14 protein-coding genes and 3 rRNA genes are annotated in these 24,988 nt (G+C 68.2%); 16 read left to right on the top strand and 1 reads right to left on the bottom strand.

Annotation, left to right across the window (positions count from 1 at the left end; all coding sequences use genetic code 11):
- Nucleotides 1–295 precede the first annotated feature (295 nt).
- The 9 genes from FRANCCI3_RS18455 to ligA all read left to right on the top strand — a co-directional run bounded on the left by FRANCCI3_RS18455 (nt 296) and on the right by ligA (nt 15,499).
- Nucleotides 296–1,805: ribosomal RNA gene (locus FRANCCI3_RS18455) — 16S ribosomal RNA — on the top strand.
- Between the two features lie 414 nt (nt 1,806–2,219).
- Nucleotides 2,220–5,324, top strand: a 23S ribosomal RNA gene (locus tag FRANCCI3_RS18450).
- A 70-nt stretch (nt 5,325–5,394) separates the two neighbouring features.
- Nucleotides 5,395–5,511 (top strand): 5S ribosomal RNA (gene rrf / locus FRANCCI3_RS18445).
- Together the 16S, 23S and 5S rRNA genes form the textbook arrangement of a ribosomal RNA operon.
- A 193-nt stretch (nt 5,512–5,704) precedes the next feature.
- Complete coding sequence (gene icmF, locus FRANCCI3_RS18440) at nt 5,705–9,022, top strand: fused isobutyryl-CoA mutase/GTPase IcmF (RefSeq protein ID WP_011438028.1); 3,318 nt, start codon at nt 5,705–5,707, stop codon at nt 9,020–9,022.
- Between the two features lie 202 nt (nt 9,023–9,224).
- A complete protein-coding gene (locus FRANCCI3_RS18435) occupies nt 9,225–9,731 on the top strand; it encodes a MarR family winged helix-turn-helix transcriptional regulator (protein ID WP_023840249.1) in 507 nt (168 codons plus the stop codon).
- A 41-nt stretch (nt 9,732–9,772) separates the two neighbouring features.
- Entirely contained in the window at nt 9,773–11,023 is a 1,251-nt protein-coding gene (locus FRANCCI3_RS18430) for a cysteine desulfurase family protein (protein WP_011438026.1), read from the top strand.
- A 79-nt stretch (nt 11,024–11,102) separates the two neighbouring features.
- The gene (gene mnmA, locus FRANCCI3_RS18425; RefSeq protein ID WP_011438025.1) at nt 11,103–12,161 is read left to right on the top strand and encodes a tRNA 2-thiouridine(34) synthase MnmA; all 1,059 of its coding nucleotides are present in this window, start codon (nt 11,103–11,105) and stop codon (nt 12,159–12,161) included.
- 90 nt (nt 12,162–12,251) lie between these two features.
- The gene (locus FRANCCI3_RS18420; protein WP_011438024.1) at nt 12,252–13,382 is read left to right on the top strand and encodes a methionine synthase; all 1,131 of its coding nucleotides are present in this window, start codon (nt 12,252–12,254) and stop codon (nt 13,380–13,382) included.
- A complete protein-coding gene (ligA, locus tag FRANCCI3_RS18415) occupies nt 13,379–15,499 on the top strand; it encodes an NAD-dependent DNA ligase LigA (protein WP_011438023.1) in 2,121 nt (706 codons plus the stop codon). Before FRANCCI3_RS18420 ends, ligA begins: the two co-directional genes overlap by 4 nt.
- Before the next feature lie 20 nt (nt 15,500–15,519).
- Here ligA and FRANCCI3_RS18410 read toward each other — a convergent pair whose 3' ends face one another.
- Nucleotides 15,520–16,230 carry an ACT domain-containing protein gene (locus FRANCCI3_RS18410; RefSeq protein WP_011438022.1) on the bottom strand — a complete coding sequence of 237 codons (711 nt, stop codon included), beginning with the start codon at nt 16,228–16,230 and terminating at the stop codon, nt 15,520–15,522.
- Nucleotides 16,231–16,583: 353 nt separating this feature from the next.
- Here FRANCCI3_RS18410 and gatC point away from each other — a divergent pair, with 353 nt between their 5' ends.
- The 7 genes from gatC to ilvN all read left to right on the top strand — a co-directional run bounded on the left by gatC (nt 16,584) and on the right by ilvN (nt 24,945).
- On the top strand, nt 16,584–16,880 hold the full coding sequence (gatC, locus tag FRANCCI3_RS18405) for an Asp-tRNA(Asn)/Glu-tRNA(Gln) amidotransferase subunit GatC (protein ID WP_011438021.1): 297 nt from the start codon (nt 16,584–16,586) through the stop codon (nt 16,878–16,880).
- Nucleotides 16,881–16,893: 13 nt separating this feature from the next.
- Complete coding sequence (gene gatA, locus FRANCCI3_RS18400; RefSeq protein WP_011438020.1) at nt 16,894–18,420, top strand: Asp-tRNA(Asn)/Glu-tRNA(Gln) amidotransferase subunit GatA; 1,527 nt, start codon at nt 16,894–16,896, stop codon at nt 18,418–18,420.
- Between the two features lie 94 nt (nt 18,421–18,514).
- Nucleotides 18,515–18,709 carry a hypothetical protein gene (locus FRANCCI3_RS18395; RefSeq protein WP_011438019.1) on the top strand — a complete coding sequence of 65 codons (195 nt, stop codon included), beginning with the start codon at nt 18,515–18,517 and terminating at the stop codon, nt 18,707–18,709.
- Nucleotides 18,710–18,721: 12 nt separating this feature from the next.
- Entirely contained in the window at nt 18,722–20,239 is a 1,518-nt protein-coding gene (gatB, locus tag FRANCCI3_RS18390) for an Asp-tRNA(Asn)/Glu-tRNA(Gln) amidotransferase subunit GatB (RefSeq protein WP_011438018.1), read from the top strand.
- Between the two features lie 306 nt (nt 20,240–20,545).
- On the top strand, nt 20,546–22,237 hold the full coding sequence (locus FRANCCI3_RS18385; RefSeq protein ID WP_011438017.1) for a penicillin-binding transpeptidase domain-containing protein: 1,692 nt from the start codon (nt 20,546–20,548) through the stop codon (nt 22,235–22,237).
- A 357-nt stretch (nt 22,238–22,594) separates the two neighbouring features.
- Nucleotides 22,595–24,421 carry an acetolactate synthase large subunit gene (locus FRANCCI3_RS18380; protein WP_011438016.1) on the top strand — a complete coding sequence of 609 codons (1,827 nt, stop codon included), beginning with the start codon at nt 22,595–22,597 and terminating at the stop codon, nt 24,419–24,421.
- Entirely contained in the window at nt 24,421–24,945 is a 525-nt protein-coding gene (ilvN, locus tag FRANCCI3_RS18375; RefSeq protein ID WP_011438015.1) for an acetolactate synthase small subunit, read from the top strand. Before FRANCCI3_RS18380 ends, ilvN begins: the two co-directional genes overlap by 1 nt.
- Nucleotides 24,946–24,988: the final 43 nt, after the last annotated feature.

Below are 24,988 nucleotides of genomic sequence, written 5' to 3'. Positions count from 1 at the left end.
ACAAAAAGAAGCGATTTGACACCGCCGGGCAAGCCGAGTAACTTAAAGAAGCACCAGAACGAAGCCCTGAGGGTGGAGGTCTGGTAGCGCCTGCTCCTTGAGAACTCAACAGCGTGCCGATTGTCAGTGCCAATTGTTTTACCCCGTTCATGGCCTGGCTGGGTGGTGTCCCACGTGGTGGGGTGGCTGTCTGGTTGGGTTGTGAGGGATTCCTTTGGACACGGTGGTGGGCCTGTGAGGGTCTGCTGTCGATGTCGGGGTCTGTCGATGTTTTTGCATCGGCGCTCTCAATGCATTGATGGAGAGTTTGATCCTGGCTCAGGACGAACGCTGGCGGCGTGCTTAACACATGCAAGTCGAGCGGGGAGCTTCGGCTCTCAGCGGCGAACGGGTGAGTAACACGTGGGCAACCTGCCCCGAGCTCTGGAATAACCTCGGGAAACCGGGGCTAATGCCGGATATGACATTGCCGGGCATCTGGTGGTGTGGAAAGATTTATCGGCTCGGGATGGGCCCGCGGCCTATCAGCTTGTTGGTGGGGTGATGGCCTACCAAGGCGACGACGGGTAGCCGGCCTGAGAGGGCGACCGGCCACACTGGGACTGAGACACGGCCCAGACTCCTACGGGAGGCAGCAGTGGGGAATATTGCGCAATGGGCGGAAGCCTGACGCAGCGACGCCGCGTGGGGGATGACGGCCTTCGGGTTGTAAACCTCTTTCAGCAGGGACGAAGCGAGAGTGACGGTACCTGCAGAAGAAGCACCGGCCAACTACGTGCCAGCAGCCGCGGTAATACGTAGGATGCAAGCGTTGTCCGGAATTATTGGGCGTAAAGAGCTCGTAGGCGGCCTGTTGCGTCGGCTGTGAAAACCCGGGGCTCAACTCCGGGCCTGCAGTCGATACGGGCAGGCTAGAGTCCGGCAGGGGAGACTGGAATTCCTGGTGTAGCGGTGAAATGCGCAGATATCAGGAGGAACACCGGTGGCGAAGGCGGGTCTCTGGGCCGGAACTGACGCTAAGGAGCGAAAGCGTGGGGAGCGAACAGGATTAGATACCCTGGTAGTCCACGCCGTAAACGTTGGGCGCTAGGTGTGGGGGACCTTCCACGGCCTCCGTGCCGCAGCTAACGCATTAAGCGCCCCGCCTGGGGAGTACGGCCGCAAGGCTAAAACTCAAAGGAATTGACGGGGGCCCGCACAAGCGGCGGAGCATGTGGCTTAATTCGATGCAACGCGAAGAACCTTACCAGGGCTTGACATGCAGGGAAATCTCGTAGAGATACGGGGTCCGTAAGGGTCCTGCACAGGTGGTGCATGGCTGTCGTCAGCTCGTGTCGTGAGATGTTGGGTTAAGTCCCGCAACGAGCGCAACCCTCGTCCTATGTTGCCAGCGAGTCGTGTCGGGGACTCATAGGAGACTGCCGGGGTCAACTCGGAGGAAGGTGGGGATGACGTCAAGTCATCATGCCCCTTACGTCCTGGGCTGCACACATGCTACAATGGCCGGTACAAAGGGCTGCGATGCCGTGAGGTGGAGCGAATCCCAAAAAGCCGGTCTCAGTTCGGATCGGGGTCTGCAACTCGACCCCGTGAAGTCGGAGTCGCTAGTAATCGCAGATCAGCAATGCTGCGGTGAATACGTTCCCGGGCCTTGTACACACCGCCCGTCACGTCACGAAAGTCGGTAACACCCGAAGCCGGTGGCCTAACCCTTGTGGGGGGAGCCGTCGAAGGTGGGACCGGCGATTGGGACGAAGTCGTAACAAGGTAGCCGTACCGGAAGGTGCGGCTGGATCACCTCCTTTCTAAGGAGCGTCTGGCTGGTCTGTCCTGTAGTGGGGTGGGCTGGTGCAGAGCCAGGGCCGGCTGTGGATGCCGGTCTGGTTGCTCGTGGGTGGAACGCTGACGATGGGGTTTCGGCTGGTTGTCCGGGGTCTAGTACTCCTCTGTCCTTATCTTCGGGTGGGGTGGGGGGTGGAACGGTCCGGGTGGGTGGCTGGGGTCCGTGGCACGCTGTTGGGTCCTGAGGGAGTGAGGCTCTCTCGGCTGGTGGGTTCCTGTGCTGTGGTCCTGGTGGGGATCGTGGTGGGGGGGTCTGCTGGTGGAACGGACCGGTCGTGGTGGAGGACTGCCTTCCCGTTGGGTGGGGGTGGGTTTCGCCGGGTCGGCTGGGGCCGTCCGTACGTTGAGAACTGCACAGTGGACGCGAGCATCTTTGTGGCCAAGTTATTAAGGGCGCACGGTGGATGCCTTGGCACCAGGAGCCGATGAAGGACGTGGGAGGCTGCGATATGCCTCGGGGAGCTGTCAACCGAGCTGTGATCCGAGGATTTCCGAATGGGGAAACCCGGCAGGGCTTTAAATCCTGTCACCCGTGCCTGAACACATAGGGCATGTGGAGGGAACGCGGGGAAGTGAAACATCTCATTACCCGCAGGAGGAGAAAACAACCGTGATTCCGCGAGTAGTGGTGAGCGAAAGCGGAACAGGCTAAACCAGTGTCGTGTGAGAGCCGGCAGGTGTTGCGATGCTGGGGTTGTGGGATCGTCCAGGTGGAGCTGCCGTTCCATCGGGGAGTCAGAAAGAGCATTGTTAGGCGAAGGTCATGCGAATGGGCCGCCATAGAGGGTAATAGCCCTGTAGCCGAAAGCAGTGTTCCTCCCGGACGTGTTCCCAAGTAGCACGGAGCCCGTGTAATTCCGTGTGAATCTGGCGGGACCACCCGCTAAGCCTAAATACTCCCTGGTGACCGATAGCGGACTAGTACCGTGAGGGAAAGGTGAAAAGTACCCCGGGAGGGGAGTGAAATAGTACCTGAAACCGTGTGCCTACAATCCGTGGGAGCTGGACTGTGGTCTGGTGACCGCGTGCCTTTTGAAGAATGAGCCTGCGAGTTTGCGGTGTGTGGCGAGGTTAACCCGTGTGGGGTAGCCGTAGCGAAAGCGAGTCCGAAGAGGGCGTTGAGTCGCATGTCCAAGACCCGAAGCCGAGTGATCTACCCATGGCCAGGTTGAAGCGCGGGTAAGACCGTGTGGAGGACCGAACCCACCAGGGTTGAAAACCTGGGGGATGAGCTGTGGGTAGGGGTGAAAGGCCAATCAAACTCGGTGATAGCTGGTTCTCCCCGAAATGCATTTAGGTGCAGCGTCGTATGTTTCTTGCCGGAGGTAGAGCACTGGATGGCCTAGGGGGCCCACAAGCTTACTGAAGTCAGCCAAACTCCGAATGCCGGTAAGTGAAGTGCGGCAGTGAGACTGCGGGGGATAAGCTTCGTAGTCGAGAGGGAAACAGCCCAGATCGCCAGCTAAGGCCCCTAAGCGTGCGCTAAGTGGAAAAGGATGTGGAGTCGCATAGACAACCAGGAGGTTGGCTTAGAAGCAGCCACCCTTGAAAGAGTGCGTAATAGCTCACTGGTCAAGTGATTCCGCGCCGACAATGTAGCGGGGCTCAAGCGCACCGCCGAAGCTGCGGCATGCACAAAATTTCCCGGCACTTTGGTGTCCAGGTTTGTGTGTGGGTAGGGGAGCGTCGTGTGGCGTGTGAAGCGGCGGGGTGACCCAGCCGTGGATGCCATACGAGTGAGAATGCAGGCATGAGTAGCGAATGACGGGTGAGAAACCCGTCCGCCGGATGACCAAGGGTTCCTGGGGCAGGCTAATCCGCCCAGGGTGAGTCGGGACCTAAGGCGAGGCCGACAGGCGTAGTCGATGGATAACGGGTTGATATTCCCGTACCGGCGTTGACGCGGCCATGCTGAACCTGGTTTGTGCTAACCATCTGATCGGATGTGTCTCTTCGGAGGTGTGTTCGGGAGGGTGGGATCCCGGCTGGTAGTAGGCAAGCGATGGGGTGACGCAGGAAGGTAGTCCAGCCCAGGCGGTGGTTGTCCTGGGGCAAGGGTGTAGGACGAGGCGTAGGTAAATCCGCGTCTTGTGTGTCTGAGACCTGATGCCGAGCCGATTGCGGCGAAGTGGGTGATCCTATGCTGCCGAGAAAAGCCTCTAGCGAGTGTCAGGGCCGCCCGTACCCTAAACCGACACAGGTGGTCAGGTAGAGAATACCGAGGCGTTCGAGTGAACTGTGGTTAAGGAACTCGGCAAAATGCCCCCGTAACTTCGGGAGAAGGGGGGCCGTTCTCCGTGTAGGGGTTTACCTCCGAAGCGGGGAGTGGCCGCAGAGACCAGGGGAAAGCGACTGTTTACTAAAAACACAGCTCCGTGCTAAGTCGTAAGACGATGTATACGGAGTGACGCCTGCCCGGTGCTGGAACGTTAAGGGGACGGGTTAGCTCTTCGGGGCGAAGCTCAGAACTTAAGCGCCAGTAAACGGCGGTGGTAACTATAACCATCCTAAGGTAGCGAAATTCCTTGTCGGGTAAGTTCCGACCTGCACGAATGGCGTAACGACTTTCCCACTGTCTCAACCACAGACTCGGCGAAATTGCATTACGAGTAAAGATGCTCGTTACGCGCGGCAGGACGGAAAGACCCCGGGACCTTTACTATAGCTTGATATTGGTGTTCGGTTCGGCTTGTGTAGGATAGGTGGGAGACTGTGAAGCTGGGACGCCAGTTCTGGTGGAGTTGTTGTTGAAATACCACTCTGGTCGTACTGGATGTCTAACCTGGGTCCGTGATCCGGATCAGGGACAGTGTCAGGTGGGTAGTTTAACTGGGGCGGTTGCCTCCTAAAGGGTAACGGAGGCGCCCAAAGGTTCCCTCAGCCTGGTTGGCAATCAGGTGTTGAGTGCAAGTGCACAAGGGAGCTTGACTGTGAGACAGACATGTCGAGCAGGTGCGAAAGCAGGGACTAGTGATCCGGCGGTGGCTTGTGGAAGCGCCGTCGCTCAACGGATAAAAGGTACCCCGGGGATAACAGGCTGATCTTGCCCAAGAGTCCATATCGACGGCAAGGTTTGGCACCTCGATGTCGGCTCGTCGCATCCTGGGGCTGGAGTAGGTCCCAAGGGTTGGGCTGTTCGCCCATTAAAGCGGTACGCGAGCTGGGTTTAGAACGTCGTGAGACAGTTCGGTCCCTATCCGCCGCGCGCGCAGGAGACTTGAGAAGGGCTGTCCCTAGTACGAGAGGACCGGGACGGACGAACCTCTGGTGTGCCAGTTGTTCTGCCAAGGGCATGGCTGGTTGGCTACGTTCGGAAGGGATAACCGCTGAAAGCATCTAAGCGGGAAGCCTGCTTCGAGATGAGGTCTCCCACAGGGTAGCCTGGTAAGGCCCCCGACTAGATGATCGGGTTGATAGGCCGGAGGTGGAAGTGCGGTGACGCATGGAGCTGACCGGTACTAATAGGCCGAGGGCTTGTCTTCGAAGGTGCTACGCGTCCACTGTGCGGTTCTCGGGTGTACGGCCGGTTCGGCTGGTATATCTGGATAGTGTTTCGGTGGTTTTGGCGAAGGGGAAACGCCCGGTCTCATTCCGAACCCGGAAGCTAAGCTCTTCAGCGCCGATGGTACTGCATGGGGGACTGTGTGGGAGAGTAGGACGCCGCCGGACGTATACGAGTGTGGGGCTGTCTCCCTAGGGAGACAGCCCCACACTCGTATACGCGTATTTTCCGACTACTGGCTGGCAGCACCCGCTTCAGCACCTTGGCCGTGGTGGCATCTATTACATGGATGTCCTACTATCGGGAAGCCAAGTGTTCTAGGTATCTCCGCCCGCCACATCGTCCCCGGGAGCCGCTTCGATGTCCTCCGACGCGATGTCCTCCGACAACCGGCACGAGCCGGCCGCCACGCTGCACACACCAGCTCATCCGGTCCGGATCGTGACGGCGGCCTCACTCTTCGATGGGCATGACGCGGCGATCAACATCATGCGTCGCCTGTTGCAGGCGCAGGGCGCCGAAGTGATCCATCTCGGGCATGACCGCAGCGTCGAGGAGGTCGTCACCGCCGCGATCCAGGAGGACGCCCAGGGGATCGCCCTGTCGTCCTATCAGGGCGGGCATGTCGAGTACTTCAGCTACCTCATCGAGCGCCTCCGTGCGCGCGGAGCCGGCAACGTCCGGGTCTACGGCGGCGGCGGCGGGGTGATCCTGCCGGCGGAGATCGACCTGCTGCACGCGCGCGGGGTCGCGCGCATCTTCTCCCCGCAGGACGGGCAGCGGCTCGGTCTCGCAAAGATGATCAATATGATCATCGAGGCCTGTGACGTCGATCTGACGGAGGACGGGCCGAAGCTCGATGCGGTGGCGGCTGGTGAGCACGGCGCGCTCGCCCGGGCGATCACCGTGCTCGAGGCGGGCCGGGACCCGCGGCTCGCGGCGGCGCTGCAGGACGAGGCCGCCCGCCACCCGCGGGTTCCGGTCCTCGGTATCACCGGCACGGGTGGTTCGGGAAAGTCCTCGCTCACCGACGAGCTGATCCGGCGCTTCCGCCTCGACCAGGGCGACAGCCTGCGGATCGCGGTGCTCGCCATCGACCCCAGCCGTCGGCGGGGCGGCGGTGCACTGCTCGGTGACCGCATCCGGATGAACTCCCTGGGTGATGGCACGGCAGGGAACGTGTTCTTCCGGTCCCTGGCGACGCGCACGGGGGGCAGTGAGGTTCCGGCTCCCCTGGCGGATGTGATCAAAGCCTGCCAGGCGGCCGGTTTCGATCTGGTGATCGTCGAGACGCCGGGCATCGGGCAGGGTGACGCGGCGATCGTTCCGTTCTGCGATGTTTCGCTGTACGTGATGACACCCGAGTACGGTGCGGCCTCACAGCTTGAGAAGATCGACATGCTGGACTTCGCCGACGTGGTGGCGGTGAACAAGTTCGAGCGGCGCGGCGCCGAGGATGCCCGGCGTGACGTCGCCCGGCAACTGGTGCGCAACCGGCAGGCGTTCGACCAGTCCTGGGAGGATATGCCCGTCTTCGGCACCTCGGCCGCCCGGTTCCACGACGACGGGGTGACCGCCCTGTATCAGCACCTCGTCGGGCTGCTACGCAAACACGATCTGCACACCGTGTCCGGCTCGTTGCACCTGGTGCGCGGGCGGACCTCTACCGGTCTGACCACGGTCATTCCGTCCGCCCGGATACGCTATCTGGCCGAGATCACCGAGACGGTGCGGGGCTATCACGCCGAGACCGAGCGTCAGGCGCTGCTGGCCCGCCGTCGTGAGCATCTGACGACGGCCCTTGCGGCACTGGCCGGCGCCAACCCCAGCGCGGGCCCGGCGCCGGCGGAACCCACCACCCTCGCCGTGCTGCGCGACGAGGCCGAAGCCGCCCTGGCCCCCTGGACGAGGGAGCTCCTGGCGCAATGGCCGGCGATCGTCGAGGAACGTCAGGGCGAGAAGATGACCTATCTCGTCCGGGGAACCGAGATCCACACCCCGCTGGTGCGCACCACACTCAGCGGGACTCTGATCCGGCGGGTGGCGGTACCCGCCATCGACGACGACGCTCGCCTGATCCGCTTCCTGCGGCGTGAGAACCTGCCAGGGTACTTCCCCTTCACCGCCGGCGTCTTTCCGTTCAAACGCGCCGGGGAGGCCCCGGCGCGAATGTTCGCCGGTGAAGGTGACCCCTTCCGGACCAACCGCCGGTTCCACTTCCTCTCCGCCGGCTCGCCTGCGACCCGGCTGTCCACCGCCTTCGACTCGGTGACCCTCTACGGCCGCGATCCCGCGTCTCAGCCTGACATCTATGGCAAGATCGGCACGTCGGGCGTGTCGATAGCGACGTTGGACGACATGAAGGTCCTGTTCGCCGGGTTCGATCTGTGTGATCCGTCGACCAGCGTCTCGATGACCATCAACGGCCCGGCGCCGACGATCCTGGCGATGTTCCTGAACGCCGCGATCGACCAGCGCTTGGACGCTTTCCGCGCCGAGCACGGCCGGGAGCCGAGCACGGACGAGGCCGCCGAGGTCCGGGCCCGCACGCTGGCCACGGTCCGTGGCACCGTGCAGGCGGACATCCTCAAGGAGGACCAGGGGCAGAACACCTGCATCTTCTCCACCGAGTTCGCGTTGCGGGCGATGGCGGACGTGCAGGAGTGGTTCATCGAACACGCGGTCCGGAACTTCTACTCGGTATCGATCTCCGGCTATCACATCGCCGAGGCCGGCGCCAATCCCATCAGTCAGCTCGCGTTCACCCTGGCCAACGGCTTCACCTACGTCGAGGCCTATCTGGCCAGAGGGATGCGCATCGACGATTTCGCCCCGAACCTGTCGTTCTTCTTCTCCAACGGGATGGATGCGGAGTACACCGTCATCGGGCGGGTGGCCCGCCGGATCTGGGCGGTGGCCATGCGGGAGCGCTACGGTGCCGCCCCCCGGTCGCAGATGCTGAAGTATCACGTACAGACCTCGGGTCGGTCGCTGCACGCACAGGAGATGGCCTACAACGACATCCGGACCACGTTGCAGGCGCTGTGCGCGATCTACGACAACTGCAACAGCCTGCACACCAATGCGTACGACGAGGCTGTGACGACTCCTACGGAGAACTCCGTCCGCCGCGCGTTGGCCATTCAGATGATCATAGATCAGGAATGGGGACTCGCCGCCAACGAGAATCCCCTGCAGGGATCGTTCATCGTCGATGAACTGACCGACCTGGTCGAGGAGGCGGTGCTCGCCGAGTTCGAGCGGATCAGCGACCGCGGCGGTGTACTCGGCGCGATGGAGACCGGCTATCAGCGGGGACGCATCCAGGACGAGTCGATGCTGTACGAGCGGCGCAAGCACGACGGCACCCTGCCGATCATCGGGGTGAACACGTTCCTGCGGCCGGAGTCGGCCGGCACCGATCCCGACGCCGAGGGAGGCCCGATGGAGCTCGCGCGGGCCACGGAGGAGGAGAAGCAATCTCAGCTCACTCGGCTGGAGGAGTTCCACCGCCGGCACGGCGCCGAGGCGGGCGCCGCCCTGGAACATCTGCGGGAGGTCGCCAGGAGCGGGGGGAACACGTTCGCGGCGCTGATGGAGGCGGTCCGCGTCTGCTCCCTCGGGCAGATCTCCCAGGCATTCTTCGACGTGGGTGGGCAGTATCGACGTAACGTCTGATTATGCCCCGGGTGGCGCCCGCCGTTACGTCGATCGGCGTTACGCTGGTCGGTACGCTGGGCGCCGCGGCAATCTCCGGGTACGCATGAATCTTTGCCAGCGCGTCCGTCCTGGGGTGCAATGGACGCTGCCCGCCGCGACGGTCCCCGGCTGCCAGGTTGGGCGGGAACCGTCCCATGAAGTGCAGGAGCGTCGACAAGTCGTGGCCACCCCGAAACCGTTGCCAACCGACCCCATAGCGGAGGCCCATCGGCACTGGACCGCCCACGGCTGGGGGGCGGCAGCGGACGGCATGGCAGCGGTCACCTCCCTGATGCGGGCGCAGCAGATCGTCCTCGCCCGGGTTGACGAGGTCCTGCGCCCCCTCGATCTGACCTTCGCGCGCTATGAGCTGCTGATGCTGTTGATGTTCAGTCGGTCCGGAGCGCTGCCCCTCAACAAGATCGGAAGTCGGCTGCAGGTCCATCCGACCAGCGTCACCAGCGCGGTCGACCGGTTGGAGGCGAGGGGGCAGGTGCGGCGTACCCCGCATCCTACGGACCGGCGGGCGATTCTCGCGAAGATCACCGAGGAGGGTCGGGTCACTGCCATGGCCGCGACCGAGAAGCTCAACGACACCGTCTTCGCCGATCCCGGGCTGGGTGACGGCGGGGTGCGCAGACTCATCGACCTGCTGACCGATCTGCGCCGGGCCGCCGGCGACTTCTGATCGCGCGGTGTTCGGCCCGTCCGCGACTACCCTCTAGAGCTGTGACCTACCTCGACCACGGGGCGACGACGCCGATGCGACCGGAAGCGCTCGCCGCGTACACCGCGGTGCTCGCCGATACCGGCAATGCCTCGTCGCTGCATGCCAGTGGCCGCCGTGCCCGCCGCATCGTCGAGGAGTCCCGCGAGACACTCGCCGGAGTGCTGGGCGCCCGTCCGTCCGACGTGGTGTTCACCGGAGGCGGTACCGAAAGTGACAACCTCGCCCTGAAGGGTCTGTACTGGTCACGCCGCCGGGCCGAACCGGGCCGGCGGCGGGTGCTGGTCAGCGCCGTCGAGCACCGGGCGGTCCTGGACACCGTCGACTGGCTCGGCCGGGCGCAGGATGCCGAGGTCGAGCTGCTCGCGGTCGATGCCGCGGGAACCGTGCGGCCGGACACCCTCGCCGCCGCCCTCGAACGGGATCCGGACTCGGTGGCCGTCGTGTCGGTGATGTGGGCGAACAACGAGGTCGGCACCGTTCAGCCGATCGCCGAGCTCGCGACGATCGCGCACCGTCACGGCGTGCCCTTCCACACCGATGCGGTGCAGGCGTTCGGCCAGATCCCGATCGCCGTCACCGACGAGGGCCCCGACGCCATCACGGTCAGCGCGCACAAGATCGGGGGGCCGATCGGTGTCGGTGCCCTGGTGGTGCGCCGGGGATTGGCGATGGAGCCGCTGACCCACGGCGGCGGTCAGGAGCGCGACATCCGGTCCGGAACGTTGAACACGGCCGGGGTGGCGGCGTTCGCGGCGGCCGCGGCGAGGGCATGCGCCGAGGCGCCGCAGGAGAGCGTCCGGCTGGCGGCCCTGCGTGACGACTTGGTGCGCCGGGTCCGGGCGGAGGTCCCGGAGGCGGTGCTCAACGGTGCCCCGCTGCTCGGGGACGGCGGCGGTGGGGACGGCGGCGGTGGGGACGGCGGCGGTCCGGGACCGCACCGGCTGCCGGGAAACGCCCATCTGACCTTCCCCGGCTGCGAGGGAGACTCGCTGCTGATGCTGCTCGATGCCCGGGGGATCGAGTGTTCCACCGGCTCGGCCTGCTCCGCTGGAGTGGCGAGGCCGTCGCACGTGTTGCTCGCGATGGGAGTGGATGAGGCACACGCCCGCGGATCGCTGCGGTTCTCCCTCGGGCACACCTCACGGGCCTGCGACATCGACGCGCTGGTCGCGGCGATCGGGCCGGTCGTCGAGCGGGCGAGCCGCGCGGGGGCGCTGGCCGGCACGAGCGGCAGCATGAGCGGCACCTGAGAGGCGATGCCCATGATGCCTTGCTCCCGTCCACGTGGTTCCCTGAGGTTCGGCGGAGATTCGGGGAGGTGATGGTCTGATGCGGGTGCTCGCCGCGATGTCCGGCGGGGTCGACTCCGCCGTCGCCGCCGCCCGGGCGGTTGACGCCGGTCACGACGTCACCGGGGTGCATCTGGCGTTGTCGCGCTCGCCGGAGTCGGACCGGACCGGAGCCCGCGGCTGCTGCACCATCGAGGACGCCCGGGACGCCCGGCGGGCCGCCGATATCCTCGGCATCCCGTTCTACGTCTGGGATCTCGCGGACCGGTTCGAGACCGACGTCATCGAGGAGTTCGTCGAGTCCTACGCGGCCGGTCGCACGCCCAACCCCTGCGTGCGCTGCAACGAGCGCATCAAGTTCGCGGCCGTACTCGACAAGGCCCTCGCGCTCGGCTTCGAGGCCGTCGTCACCGGGCACCACGCCCGGCTCGATCCGGACGGCACCCTGCGCCGCTCGGTGGATCCGGACAAGGACCAGTCCTACGTCCTGGGAACGCTGCGTCCCGAGCAGCTCGCCGCCGCGCGGTTCCCGCTCGGGGATTCCACCAAGGCCCAGGTGCGGGTAGAGGCGGCCGAGCGTCGCCTTGCCGTTGCGGACAAGCCGGACAGCCACGACATCTGTTTCATCTCGCACGGGGACACCGGTGGCTGGTTGCGCGAGCGGCTCGGCCCGCGGCCGGGTCCGGTCATCGATGCGACGACCGGGCAGACGCTCGGGCACCATGACGGCGCCTACGCCTTCACCGTGGGTCAGCGTCGCGGGCTGAAGCTCGGGCGGCCGGCCGCGGACGGCCGGCCGCGCTATGTGCTGGACATCTCCCCGGTGACGTCGACGGTCACCGTCGGACCGGCCGAGGCGCTCGACGTGCGCCGGCTCGTGGCGGACCGGGCCGTCTGGCCGCACGAGGGGGCCGTGTCATGCCTGGCCCAGGTGCGGGCGCACGGCGGGGTGGTACCGGCGGTGGCGCAGGCGCGCGACGAGGAGCTCGTCGTGACGCTGACGACGCCGGTCCGCGGCACGGCCGCAGGCCAGGCAGTGGTGCTGTACGACGGTGACCGGGTGCTTGGCGGAGGGCACATCCGCACCACCGGTGGTTAGCTGGGCGCCCGGTCGGCGGGCCGTTGACGGAGCGGGCGTGGAGCGGGCGTGGCCGGGGATCTCCCGCGGACTCCCGGAGGATGTCAAGACATGAGTACTGACGCTGCACGGATGTGGCCGCCCGGCGCGGCCACCGGGGTGGGCTCGCTGCCGGGAACGGATGCGGCCCAGGCCGTCAAGCTGGTCTTCGACGAGCTGCCGGACCTGCCGCATCTGCCAGAACTGCCGGCCAGGGGAGCCGGGGGTGCGATGGTCGGGCGGGCGGCGGCGATCCTCGTCGACATGCCGGTGGACCTTCAGCCGGCTGGCTGGCGGCTGGTTCCCCGACCCGGCCTGGACCTGCGCCGGTCACGGGATCTGCTCGAACGCGACCTGGACGCGCTGACGGAGGTCGCCGCCGACTACGCGGGATCCTTCAAGATTGCCGTGACCGGCCCGTGGACGCTGGCTGCCGAGCTGGAGCTTCCCCGCGGGCACAAGGCGTTGTCGGATACCGGCGCCACCCGTGACATCGCCGACGCACTGACCGCGGGGCTCGTCGGACAGGTCGAACAGATCGCCCAGCGGGTCCCGGGGGCGCGGATCCTGGTCCAGCTCGACGAGCCGTCGCTGCCGGCGGTGCTCGCGGGCCGGATCCGCACTCCGAGTGGGTTCTCGGTGCTGCCCGCCGTCGAGGAGGGCTTGGTTGTGGAGCGGCTGCGGATCCTGCTCGGTGGCCTGCGGGCGCTGCCGGCGACCGTCGGAGTCGGGGTGCACTGCTGCGCTCCCGCGGTGCCGCTGGCGGCGTTGCGCGCGGCGGGTGTGGACTTCGTCGGTCTCGACGTCACCGCGCTTACCCGGGCCGAGGACGACGCCGTCGGCGAGATCGTGGAGGCCGGAGTGCGGCTGATGGCGGGCCTCGTCCCCACCAGGCCGATTTCACCGGCCGCGCCGATTTCACCGACAGGACCGACAGGACCGACAGGACCGACTGGACCGACCGCACCTGCTGGTGCAGCCGGACGGGCTGTCTTGGCCGCACCGAAGTTGTCGGATGTCCGCCGTACGGTCGAACCCGTCATCGCACTGTGGCGCCGGTTGGGATTCCGGCCCGAGCAGCTCGGAGAGGTGGTCGCCGTGACGCCGACATGTGGCCTGGCGGGCCTGGGAACGGACGATGCCAGGACGGTGATGCGCCACTGCCGGAAGGCGGGGCGGGTCCTGGTCGACGCACCGTCGTGAGCGCGACGGCCGGTACGGCCGACGAATCCGGCGTGGCTTCGGCGGCGGCTTCGGCGGACGAGCGGGCCCGCGCCGCCAGCCTCGCCCGCGAGCTCGACGAGCACGCGTACCGCTACTACGTGCTCGATTCCCCGACGATCTCCGATGCCGAGTACGACCGGTTGATGGCGGAGCTCGCCGCGCTGGAGGAGCGGCATCCCGACCTGCGCACACCGGACTCGCCGACGCAGAAGGTGGCCGGCTCCTACTCGACCCTGTTCACCCCGGTCGAGCATCTCGAACGGATGCTGTCCCTGGAAAACGTCTTCGACGACGACGAGTTCCACCAGTGGGCGGCGCGCGTGGCCCGGGAAAGCGAGGTCGACGCCTGGCTCTGCGAGCTGAAGATCGACGGGCTTGCCGTGGACCTCGTCTACGAGGATGGTTACCTGGTGCGTGCCGCGACGCGCGGCGACGGCCGGACGGGGGAGGACATCACCCCCAACATCCGCACCCTGGCGAGCGTGCCGGTACGGCTGCGCGGGCCGCGGGTGCCCGGGCTGCTGGAGGTGCGGGGCGAGGTCTTCTTCCCGACCGCGAAGTTCGCCGAGCTCAACGCCGGGCTGGTGGCCGTGGGGGGCAAACCGTTCGCGAACCCGCGTAACGCCGCGGCCGGATCCCTGCGGCAGAAGGATCCCCGGGTCACCGCCACCCGGCCGCTGGAGATGATTGTCCATGGCCTGGGCGCGCAGCGCGGCTTCGAGGTCACGTCCCAGTCGGCGGCCTATGCCCGCTTCGCGGAGCTCGGGCTGCCCGTCGCCACCCACTTCGAGGTCCTGGCGACGGTGCCCGGCGTGCTCGACTACGTGCACCGGTGGGGCGACGCGCGCCACGACGTGGTGCACGAGATCGACGGAGTGGTCGTCAAGGTCGACTCGTTCGCCCTGCAACGCCGGTTGGGCTCCACCTCGAAGTCCCCCCGCTGGGCGGTGGCCTACAAGTATCCGCCGGAGGAGGTCACGACCAAGCTGCGCGATATCCGGGTGAACGTGGGCCGCACCGGCCGGGTGACCCCCTTCGGGGAGCTGGAGCCGGTCCTGGTCGCCGGGTCCACGGTGGGCCTCGCGACCCTGCACAACATCGACGAGGTCGGTCGCAAGGGGGTGCTCATCGGGGACACGGTCGTCCTGCGCAAGGCCGGGGACGTCATCCCGGAGATCGTCGGCCCGGTCGTCGACCTGCGAGAGGGTTCCGAGCGGGCCTTCGTGATGCCCACGCGCTGCCCGGAGTGCGGCACCGAGTTGGTGCGGCCCGAGGGCGAGGTCGACATCCGTTGCCCGAACACCGTCTCCTGTCCCGCGCAGTTGCGGGAGTCGATCTTCCATTTCGCATCCCGGGGGGCGATGGACATCGACGGGCTCGGGTACGAGACGGCGACCGCCCTGCTCGAGGCGGGCCGGGTGCGTGACATCGGCGACATCTTCCACCTGACGCCCGAGTCCTTCGAGGGGCTGCGCGGGTTCGCGCAGAAGAAAATCGACCAGATTCTGCGGGGGGTCGAGGCCGCGCGGCACCGGCCGCTTTGGCGGCTGCTGGTCGGCCTGTCGATCCGCCACGTCGGGCCCACGGCGGCGCGGGCGCTGGCCCGGGAACTGCGGTCGCTGGAAGCGATCGCCGCCACGTCGGCCGAGGACCTCGCCGCGGTCGAAGGGGTCGGTCCGAAGATCGCCGGCGCGGTGCTCGACTGGTTCGCCGATGAACGGCACCGCGACATCCTCGCCAGGATCGCCGCCGGCGGGGCACGGCTCGCCGACGTCGGCGCGGAGGAGGGCCCACGTCCCCTCGACGGCGTCACCGTCGTCATCACCGGCACGCTCACCGACTGGAGCCGCGACTCGGCCAAGGAGGCGGTCGAGGCGCGCGGCGGCAAGGTCACCGGCTCGGTGAGCAGGAAGACCACCGCCGTCGTCGTCGGCGCGGATCCGGGGGCCTCGAAGTACGACAAGGCGCGCAGTCTCAGGATCCCCATGCTGGACGAGGCCGGATTCGCCGTTCTGCTGGCGCAGGGGGTCGACGCGGCCAGCAAGCTCGCCGTTCCCGCCGACGGTCCCGAGAAGGCCGAGACCCCGGTGGAATAACCCGGGGGAGGATCCCCCGCTCAGAAACGGTCCGTCCTGGTCAGGCTCGCGGCGATGCCCGCCAGATGGGCCAGTCGGTCGATCTCGGAGGAGCGGAACCGGGGGCCGCCGGGCCGCCCGACCAGGATCACCAACCGGTCGCCGCCGACCGGGGCCGCGGCGAGTTCCATGCTGACCGCCCGCCAGCGAGGCGGGAAGGCGCCATCCTCGGCCCCGATCCGCCGCGCCCGTTCCAGCGGCAGCCAGGGCAGGGGTAACCGGACCCGTTCGGGGACACCGAGATCGTCCCCGCCGAGGGCCGGAGCGCCCACCGAGGTCTCCCGGACCCGGACGTCGTCCGGCCCGACGTGCTCCAGCAGCATCGCCCAGTCGGCGTGGAAGACGCCGGGCGCGAGGTCCGTCAGGGTCGCCACGGCGTCGTGCGGCCGATCGGTCATGGCGTCCACCAGGTCGAGGTCGTTGCCGATACCGCCCCCGTCGGCGAGAAACGGCCGAAGCGACTCGACGATCACGCCTGGAACCGAATGAGCGGCGGTGAGGACGCGATCGGCGAGGCCGCCCGGTGGCAGAAGCACGAGCAGATCGTCCACGGCTCCGTCGGCGGTGCGCTCGATGACGGTGATGCTGACGATGTCGATGCTCGCCCTGCCCAGGGCCGTGGCCACCGCGCCGAGCGCTCCCGGGCGGTCCGGCAGCACGAGGCGAAGCAGATACGACATGTAGCTGAGCATGCGCAAAGAGCATGTCGGCGGGATGGCCGGCCGGTCACGCGAAGATAACGTCCCCGCCCGGCCGGCGGCTCCCCCAGGACCACAGCACAGGAACCTCGCCGAAGGTGAGGTGACGGAAACCCCGAAGGGCAGCCTGGGCCAGGAGAGCAGCGGGGGGCGGCGTCCGCGGGGGTCCCGCCGCGGCCCGTACGATGACATCACGTCGACGCGGCGATGCGTCCGGTCCGGGACCGTCCGCCCGGGGCGCCCCAGGGGTGCATCCGGCCTCTCCCGGTTCCGGTTCCCGCATCCGTCGCGGCGCCCAGGACCAGTCACGGGCCCCGCGCCCACCGCCCACGAAGGGGCCACACGCCATGGCGATCACTCGGGACGAGGTGGCTCACCTCGCCCGCTTGGCGCGGATGTCGGTGACCGACGACGAGCTCGACGCGCTGGCACCGCAGCTCGAGGCGATCCTGTCCGCGGTCGCCCGGGTCTCCGAGATCGCCGCCGGGGACATCCCGCCGACCAGCCACGCCGTGCCGTTGACCAACGTCTTCCGGCCGGACACCATCTGCCCGTCGCTGCCCGTCACCGAGGCCCTGGCCGGTGCCCCCGCCACCGAGGACGGGCGGTTCCGGGTGCCCCGCATCCTCGATCCGGACGAATGAGGTCGCCGCCCGCATGACGGAGAACATGACGGAGAACCCGACACCTCCCGGCACGACTGACGTCGTGCGCCTGTCCGCCGCCGCGACGGCGGCCGCGATCGCCGTCGGCAGGCTGAGTGCCGTCGAGGCGACCCGGGCGGCGTTGGACCGCATCGCCAAGGTCGACGAGACCGTCCACGCCTTCCTGCACGTGGACGCCGACGGCGCGCTCGCCGCGGCCCGGTCGGTCGACGACCGGCGCGCGGCCGGGGAGCGCCTCGGGCCGCTCGCCGGGGTGCCGTTGGCGCTCAAGGACGTCTTCACCACCCGAGGGATGCCCACCACCTGCGGCAGCCGCATCCTCGAGGGCTGGCACCCCCCGTACGACGCCACGGTGGTGAGCCGGCTGCGGGCCGCGGACGTCGTCCTGCTGGGTAAGGCCAACATGGACGAGTTCGCCATGGGCTCGTCGACCGAGAACTCGGCGTTCGGGCCGACCCGCAACCCCTGGGACGTCACCCGCATCCCCGGCGGCAGCAGCGGCGGCAGCGCCGCGGCCGTCGCCGCCTTCGAGGCGCCGCTTGCCCTCGGCACCGACACGGGCGGTTCCATCCGTCAGCCGGCCGCCCTCTGCGGTCTGGTCGGGGTCAAGCCCACCTACGGCGGGGTCAGCCGCTACGGGCTGGTCGCCTTCTCCAGCTCGCTGGACCAGGCCGGCCCGCTGGCCCGCACGGTGACCGACGCGGCGTTGCTGCACGCCGCGATCGCCGGCCACGATCCCCTGGACTCCACGAGCGTCGACGCGCCGGTTCCCGCGGTCGTGGCGGCGGCACGGCAGCGCGACATCCGCGGTATGCGGGTCGGTGTGGTCCGCGAGTTCGCCGGCGACGGATACGACCCGGGGGTCGAGGCCGCCTTCGCCGCCGCGGTCGAGGCGCTGACGGGCCTGGGCGCCCAGGTCGTCGAGGTGAGCTGCCCGCACTTCAGCTACGCGCTGCCCGCCTATTACCTGATCGCGCCCAGCGAGTGCTCGTCGAACCTGGCTCGCTTCGACGCGATGCGCTTCGGGCTGCGGATCGGCGACGACGGTCGGGCCGGGGCCGAGGAGGTCATGAGCCGCACCCGCGAAGCCGGCTTCGGCCCGGAGGTGAAGCGGCGGATCATCCTGGGCACCTATGCCCTGTCCTCGGGGTACTACGACGCCTACTATGGCCAGGCGCAGAAGGTCCGTACGCTGATCAGCCGCGACTTCACCGCCGCGTTCGAGCAGGTCGACGTCCTGGTCTCGCCCACCACCCCGACACCGGCCTTCCCGCTGGGCGCGAAGGTCGACGATCCGGTGGCCATGTACCTGTCGGACCTGTGCACGATCCCGTCCAACCTCGCGGGCGGCCCGGCGATGAGCCTGCCGTCCGGGCTCGTGGACGGGCTGCCGGTGGGTATCCAGATCATGGCGCCGCCGTTCGCCGATGACCGGCTCTACCGGGTCGGCGGGGCGCTGGAGGAGGCGTTGGACGTCGGACGCGGCCATCCGCTGCTCGACGAGGTCCCGGCGCTGTGAGCGGGCGCCCGGCGCTCTCGCGGGTCATCCGTGTTCCGGGTGTGGCGGCCGCGGTGACGGGCCGCCGACCGCGAGGGAAGGGAAGGAAACGGCGATGGTGAGTCTGCGCAGCGGCCGGCAGGACCGGTTCCTGGTGGGCGTGGTGTGGCTGCTCACCGTGCTGGTGCTGGGTCTCGGCATCGCCACGCTCAACCCGGTCCTGCTCGTCTGGGGAGTGCTCGGCCTACCGGCCGCGGTGTTCCTCACCTACGTGCACGTCCGCGACACCCGCCCACCCAGCGACCCATGAGGAGTTCATCCGGTGAGCACAGTGGCTCCCGCCGGCGCGCTGCCGTCCTACTCCGACGTTCTGGCCCGCTACGAGCCGGTGATCGGATTGGAGACGCACGTCGAACTCGGCACCGCTTCCAAGATGTTCTGCGGCTGCGCGACGGCCTTCGGTGCCGAGCCCAACACGCAGGTCTGCCCGGTGTGCCTCGGGCTGCCGGGTTCCCTGCCGGTGGTGAACGAGGCGGCGGTGCGCTTCGCGGTCATGATCGGACTCGCGTTGCACTGTGAGATCGCGTCGTGGTGCCGGTTCGCGCGCAAGAACTACTTCTATCCCGACATGCCGAAGAACTTCCAGATCAGCCAGTACGACGAGCCGCTGTGCACGAACGGCTGGCTCGACGTGGAGGTCGAGGGCGAGGTGCACCGGGTGGGCATCACCCGGGTGCACATGGAGGAGGACACCGGCAAGTCGCTGCACGTCGGCGGCGCCACCGGCCGCATCCACGGCGCCACCCACTCGCTGGTCGACTACAACCGGGCCGGCATCCCGCTCGTGGAGATCGTGACTGAACCGGACGTGCGTTCCCCCGAGGTGGCCCGGGCCTACGTGGACGAGTTGCGGGAGCTGATCCGGGCGCTCGGGGTCTCCGACGTCCGGATGGAGCAGGGATCGCTGCGCTGCGACGCCAACGTCTCGCTGCGCCCGCGGCCGGCGCCCGGCGACCCGGACGCTCCCTTCGGCACCCGCAGCGAGACGAAGAACCTCAACTCGCTGCGGTCGGTGGAACGCGCGGTGCGTTACGAGACCACCCGGCAGGCCGCGTTGCTCGACGACGGCCAGCGCATCATCCAGGAGACCCGCCACTTCGACGAGGCGTCGGGCCGCACCTCGTCGGGTCGCTCCAAGGAGGAGGCCACCGACTACCGGTACTTCCCGGAGCCTGACCTCACCCCGTTGGCCCTGCCCGCGGAATACGTCGAGCGGCTGCGGGCCGGCCTGCCGGAGTTGCCCGCGGCGCGCCGGGCCCGGCTGATCGCCGAGCACGGCTACACCGCGCGGGACCTGCAGGACCTGCGCAATGCCGCGGTCCTCGACCTGGTCGAGGAGACCATCGCCGCCGGCGCGGCCCCGGCGACCGCCCGCAAGTGGTGGCTCAACGAGCTGGCCAGGCGCGCCTCGGACGCCGGTCTCCAGCCTCGCGATCTTAAGATCACCCCGACCGACGTCGCCCGGATCACCGCGCTGGTGGCCGCGGGCGAGCTCACCGACGCGCTGGCCCGCAAGGTCATCGACGGGGTGCTCGCCGGTGAGGGCACGCCCGACGAGGTGATCGCCGGCCGTGGGCTGGCGATCGTCGCGGACGACAGCGCGCTCACCGCGGCCGTCGACGCGGCGCTCCTCGGTGCCCCCGACATCGCCGAGAAGGTCCGCGGTGGCAAGGTGAACGCCGTCGGTCCGCTGGTGGGCGCGGTGATGAAGGCGATGAAGGGCCAGGCGGACGCGGCGGCCGTGCGGCGACTGCTGCTGGAGCGCCTCGGCGTCTCCTGACATCGCTTCCCGGCCTTCGGCTTCCCGGCCTTCGGTTTCCCGGCCGATCCCCGATTTGTCGTATTCAAGATGATTCGCAGATTTTAGCGCCATTCGTTCAAGAAACGTCCGACCGGTCGCCGCCGTCCCCCGCGCCGTGGGTTGCCTCTCCGTGATCCGAGCTCGGGAGGACCACGTTCTCCCGCCGTGTCGGACCCGCGTGTCGGGTTGCCGACGTCGTACGGCGCGTCGGATGCGAAGGGCCGGAGGCCTCCATAGGGTGGGTCTCCCATCGGGGTGTCACGATCGAGGGGAGAGCGTGCCGCCGTGCCCCTTACACCTTCCGGCTTCACCGCGTCAACCTCCCGCCGTCGGGGTCGGGGCCGCCGGACGGCGATCATCGTCGCGGTCGTCGTCGTCCTGCTGGCCGTCGCCGGCGGCGTCGGCTACGTCCTGAACAACCGCGCCGCCGACCGCGCCGCCGACCGGAAGGTCCAGGCTGCGGCCGACTCCTACCTGGCCGGCTGGCGGACGCTGACGACTTCCGGTGGGACGGCGACCCCCGGCTCCGCGGCTGTCGCCGCCGTCTCCACGCCCGGGAGCATCGACGTCGCGCGCCTGGTGGGCACGATGGCCGAGGTGCGTGACCGCCTGCTCGTCACAGCGGCTACGTTTACCCCGGGCGCGATCAGCCGCAGCGGCGAGACGGCGACCGTGCCGTACCTGGCCAGGCTCACGCTCTCTGGTCTGCCGACGCCGCTGGAGTACACCGGGGCGCTGCATCTCGTCTCGACCGGCGGCGGGTGGCGGGTGAAGGCTGATCCGGTCTCGGTGCATCCGGCCCTGCGCCCAGGGCTGCACCTGGACCGGACCGCCTCCACCGGTAAGCGGGGGGACCTGCTCGACGTGGCGGGCCAGCCCCTACGGGACTCCTCCGACCTGGCGGGCAACCTCGTCGGTCGGACGGCGCCGCTGTCCGGGTTGCAGCGGGTGTACGACGACCGGCTGCGGGCGCAGGGCGGCGCGGTCGTCGTGCGGGATGCGAAGAACGCGACCGTGCAGACGCTGCACACCTATCCGATGACCGACGGCGAGGCGATCCGTACCACGATCGACCTGCGGGTCCAGCAGGCCGCCGAGGCGGCCCTGGCCACCGCGGCCCGCCCGACCGGGGCGATGGTCGCGATCGACACTCGTACCGGCGCCATCCTGGCCCTGGCCAACCATCCGCCCAGCGGGTCGAGCCGGGCTGTCCGGGGCAAGTACCCACCGGGTTCCACCTTCAAGATCGTGACGGCCACCGCCGCGCTGATGAACGGCAAGGCGCCGGACATGCCCCTGGACTGCACCCAGACGGTCAGCGTCGGCGGTCGGACCTTCCAGAACGCCGAGTCCGAGCAGTTCGGCCCCATCCCGCTGCGGACCGCGTTCGCCAGGAGCTGCAACACCGCGTTCATCCGGCTGGAGGAGTCACTCCCGGACGGCGCGCTGGAGAAGGCCGCCCAGCTTTACGGCTTCGACGGCCGACCACCGCTGGATATCGCCAGCGTCGGGGGGACCTTCCCGACCCCGCGTGACGCGGTCGAGTCGGCGTCGGCGTCGATCGGCCAGGCCCGCATCGAGGTCTCCCCGCTGCAGATGGCGAGCGTCGCCGCGGCGGTCGCGAGCGGTACCTGGCACCAGCCGTTCGTCGTCGGCCAGTCGGCGCGCAGCAACCCCATCCCGCCCGTGGTGCTGCCCCCGCTGCGGGACTTCATGCGGGCGGTCGTCACCGAGGGCACCGCCGCGAAGGTCCCGATGCCCGGCGAGGTCTTCGGGAAGACCGGCACCGCCGAGTACAAGGACGGCAACCCGCCGCCGACCCATGCGTGGTTCGTCGGCTACCGGGGCGACGTGGCCTTCGCGGTGGTCGTCGAGGACGGCGGCTTCGGCGCGGAGACGGCCGCGCCGGTCGCGGCCAGGTTCCTCACCGCGTTGGACGGTGGCCAGATCGGTGCGCCCGGCTCCGGCGGGCAATGACCTGGCTGGACCCGGTCCTGGCTGGACCCGGTCCTGGCTGGACCCGGTGCCTGGCTGGACCCGGTGCCCGGCGATGCTTGACGTGGGGCTGGAACTCCGGCAGGGTAGAACCGTGCATCTCGGGATTCTCGTACGCTCAGAGCGTGCATAGTCGACGACGTCGACCTGTGCGCCGCCCCTCAGTGCCTCGGCACGAGGGGCTTTTTCGTGCAGTGAGCACTGCCTCGTGCCAAGCCTGCGTGGTCGTGCTCAGCTGGCAGAGCCGTGCCCGGCGGGCCCGGTCCCGCCGGTCCCGCAGTGCCAGCCGAGATTGCCACGTGCCACGTACATCCCCGGCCTGTCAAGGAAGACGACCAGATGACACGAGAGATCACCGGAGCCCAGTCGCTCGTCCACTCCCTTGAAGCGGTCGGAGCCGATGTGGTCTTCGGCATCCCCGGCGGCGCGATCCTGCCCGCATATGATCCACTGTTCGACTCCACCCGGGTGCGACATGTCCTTGTCCGGCACGAGCAGGGCGCGGGTCATGCGGCCGAGGGGTACGCGCAGGCCACCGGGCGGGTCGGGGTGTGCATGGCGACGTCGGGGCCGGGGGCGACCAACCTGGTGACTCCGATCGCCGACGCCTACATGGACTCGGTGCCGATCGTGGCCGTCACCGGGCAGGTCCCCAGTCCCTCGATCGGGACCGACGCCTTCCAGGAGGCGGACATCTGCGGCATCACCCTGCCGATCACCAAGCACAACTTCCTGGTCCAGTCCGCCGACGACATCCCGCGGATCATCGCGGAGGCGTTCCACCTGGCGGCGACGGGCCGGCCCGGACCGGTGCTCGTCGACCTGCCCAAGGACATCCTGCAGTCGGCCACCTCCGTGCTGCCGCACGATGTCTGGCCGCCGGCTCTCGACCTGCCCGGTTATCGTCCGGTCACCCGCCCGCACGGCAAGCAGGTGCGGGAGGCGGCGAAGATGATCAGTGCTGCCCGGCGTCCGGTGCTCTATATCGGTGGGGGAGTGCTCAGGGCCCGCGCTGCCGCGGAGCTGCGGACACTGGCGGAGCTCACCGGCATCCCGGTGGTCACCACCCTCATGGCCCGCGGCGCCTTCCCCGACTCCCATCCCCAGCACCTGGGCATGCCCGGCATGCACGGGTCGGTCGCCGCGGTGACCGCGTTGCAGAAGGCGGATCTGCTGATCACTCTCGGGGCCCGCTTCGATGACCGGGTGACCGGCAGGCTGTCCTCCTTCGCGCCCGGTGCCGCGGTCATTCACGCCGACATCGACCCGGCCGAGATCGGCAAGAACCGGACCGCGGACGTACCGATCGTCGGTGACTGCCGTGATGTGATCAACGAGCTCGTCGCCGCGCTCGTCCTGGAGGAGCGGCCGGACCTCGCCGCCTGGTGGCGGACGCTGGACGGCTGGCGCCGGACCTACCCGCTGGGCTACGACCAGCCGGCTGACGGCTCGCTGGCCCCGCAGTACGTCATCGAGCGGCTCGGGAAGATCGCGGGACCGGAGACCATCTTCGCCGCCGGCGTCGGGCAGCACCAGATGTGGGCCGCGCAGTTCATCTCCTACGAGAACCCCTACACCTGGCTGAACTCCGGCGGCGCCGGCACGATGGGCTACGCCGTGCCGGCCGCGATGGGCGCCAGGGTCGGCCGCCCCGACGCCACGGTGTGGGCCGTCGACGGTGACGGCTGCTTCCAGATGACCAACCAGGAGCTTGCGACCTGCGCGCTGGAGGGAATCCCGATCAAGGTTGCCGTCATCAACAACGGGTCGCTCGGCATGGTCCGCCAGTGGCAGACCCTCTTCTACGACAAGCGGTACTCCAACACGGAGCTCGGGACGCACCCGGACTCCCCGCGGACCGGCGGCGCAGGGGCGTCTGGGCGGGGCTCAGGGGCGTCCAGGAGGGTGCGGGTGCCCGACTTCGTCCGGCTGGCCGAGGCGTTGGGCTGCGTCGGGCTGCGCTGCGAGACGGCGGCGGATGTCGACGCGACGATCGAGAAGGCGATGGCGATCGACGACGCCCCGGTCGTGGTGGACTTCGTCGTGCATCCCGACGCCATGGTGTGGCCGATGGTCGCCGCCGGCGCCAGCAACGACGACATCCGCATCGCGCGCGACACCGCGCCGGACTTCGACTACTCCGGCGACGCCGAGGTGAACATCTGATGACCCGCCATACCCTGTCCGTGCTGGTGGAGAACAAGCCCGGGGTGCTGGCCCGGGTCTCGGGCCTGTTCTCCCGGCGCGGGTTCAACATCGAGTCACTCGCGGTCGGGCCGACCGAGCAGCTTGACATCTCCCGGATGACGATCGTCGTCGTCGTGGAGGACCTGCCGCTGGAACAGGTGACCAAGCAGCTCAACAAGCTGATCAATGTTTTGAAGATCGTCGAGATGGACACCTCCGCCTCGGTGCAACGTGAGCTGATGCTCGTGAAGGTGCGCGCCGACCTGTCGGTGCGATCCCAGGTCCTCGAGACGGTCGCCCTGTTCCGTGCCAAGGTGGTCGACGTCGCCCAGGACGCCGTCACCATCGAGGCGACGGGAACCCGCGACAAGCTGGACGCCCTCATCCGCATGCTGGAGCCGTTCGGAATCCGGGAACTGGTCCAGTCCGGCCTGGTGGCACTCGGCCGCGGATCGCGTTCGATCACCGATCGCAGCCTGCGAGCAGTCGACCGTCCGGCCTGACCGGGACCGTCGCGCGTCTTTTTCCCATCCACTCAACGAGGAG

The organism is Frankia casuarinae, assembly GCF_000013345.1.
Classification (GTDB): Bacteria; Actinomycetota; Actinomycetes; order Frankiales; family Frankiaceae; genus Frankia; species Frankia casuarinae.
This window is presented reverse-complemented; position numbering and strand designations above follow the sequence as displayed.

Excerpts from the sequence above, each read along its gene's own strand:
- FRANCCI3_RS18395 (WP_011438019.1), top strand. The coding sequence starts at position 18,515 with ATGGTGAGTCTGCGCAGCGGCCGGCAGGACCGGTTCCTGGTGGGCGTG.
- gatA (WP_011438020.1), top strand. The coding sequence starts at position 16,894 with ATGACGGAGAACATGACGGAGAACCCGACACCTCCCGGCACGACTGAC.
- icmF (WP_011438028.1), top strand. The coding sequence starts at position 5,705 with ATGTCCTCCGACGCGATGTCCTCCGACAACCGGCACGAGCCGGCCGCC.
- gatC (WP_011438021.1), top strand. The coding sequence starts at position 16,584 with ATGGCGATCACTCGGGACGAGGTGGCTCACCTCGCCCGCTTGGCGCGG.
- FRANCCI3_RS18410 (WP_011438022.1), bottom strand. The coding sequence starts at position 16,230 with ATGCTCAGCTACATGTCGTATCTGCTTCGCCTCGTGCTGCCGGACCGC.
- mnmA (WP_011438025.1), top strand. The coding sequence starts at position 11,103 with ATGCGGGTGCTCGCCGCGATGTCCGGCGGGGTCGACTCCGCCGTCGCC.
- ilvN (WP_011438015.1), top strand. The coding sequence starts at position 24,421 with ATGACCCGCCATACCCTGTCCGTGCTGGTGGAGAACAAGCCCGGGGTG.
- FRANCCI3_RS18380 (WP_011438016.1), top strand. The coding sequence starts at position 22,595 with ATGACACGAGAGATCACCGGAGCCCAGTCGCTCGTCCACTCCCTTGAA.
- FRANCCI3_RS18420 (WP_011438024.1), top strand. The coding sequence starts at position 12,252 with ATGAGTACTGACGCTGCACGGATGTGGCCGCCCGGCGCGGCCACCGGG.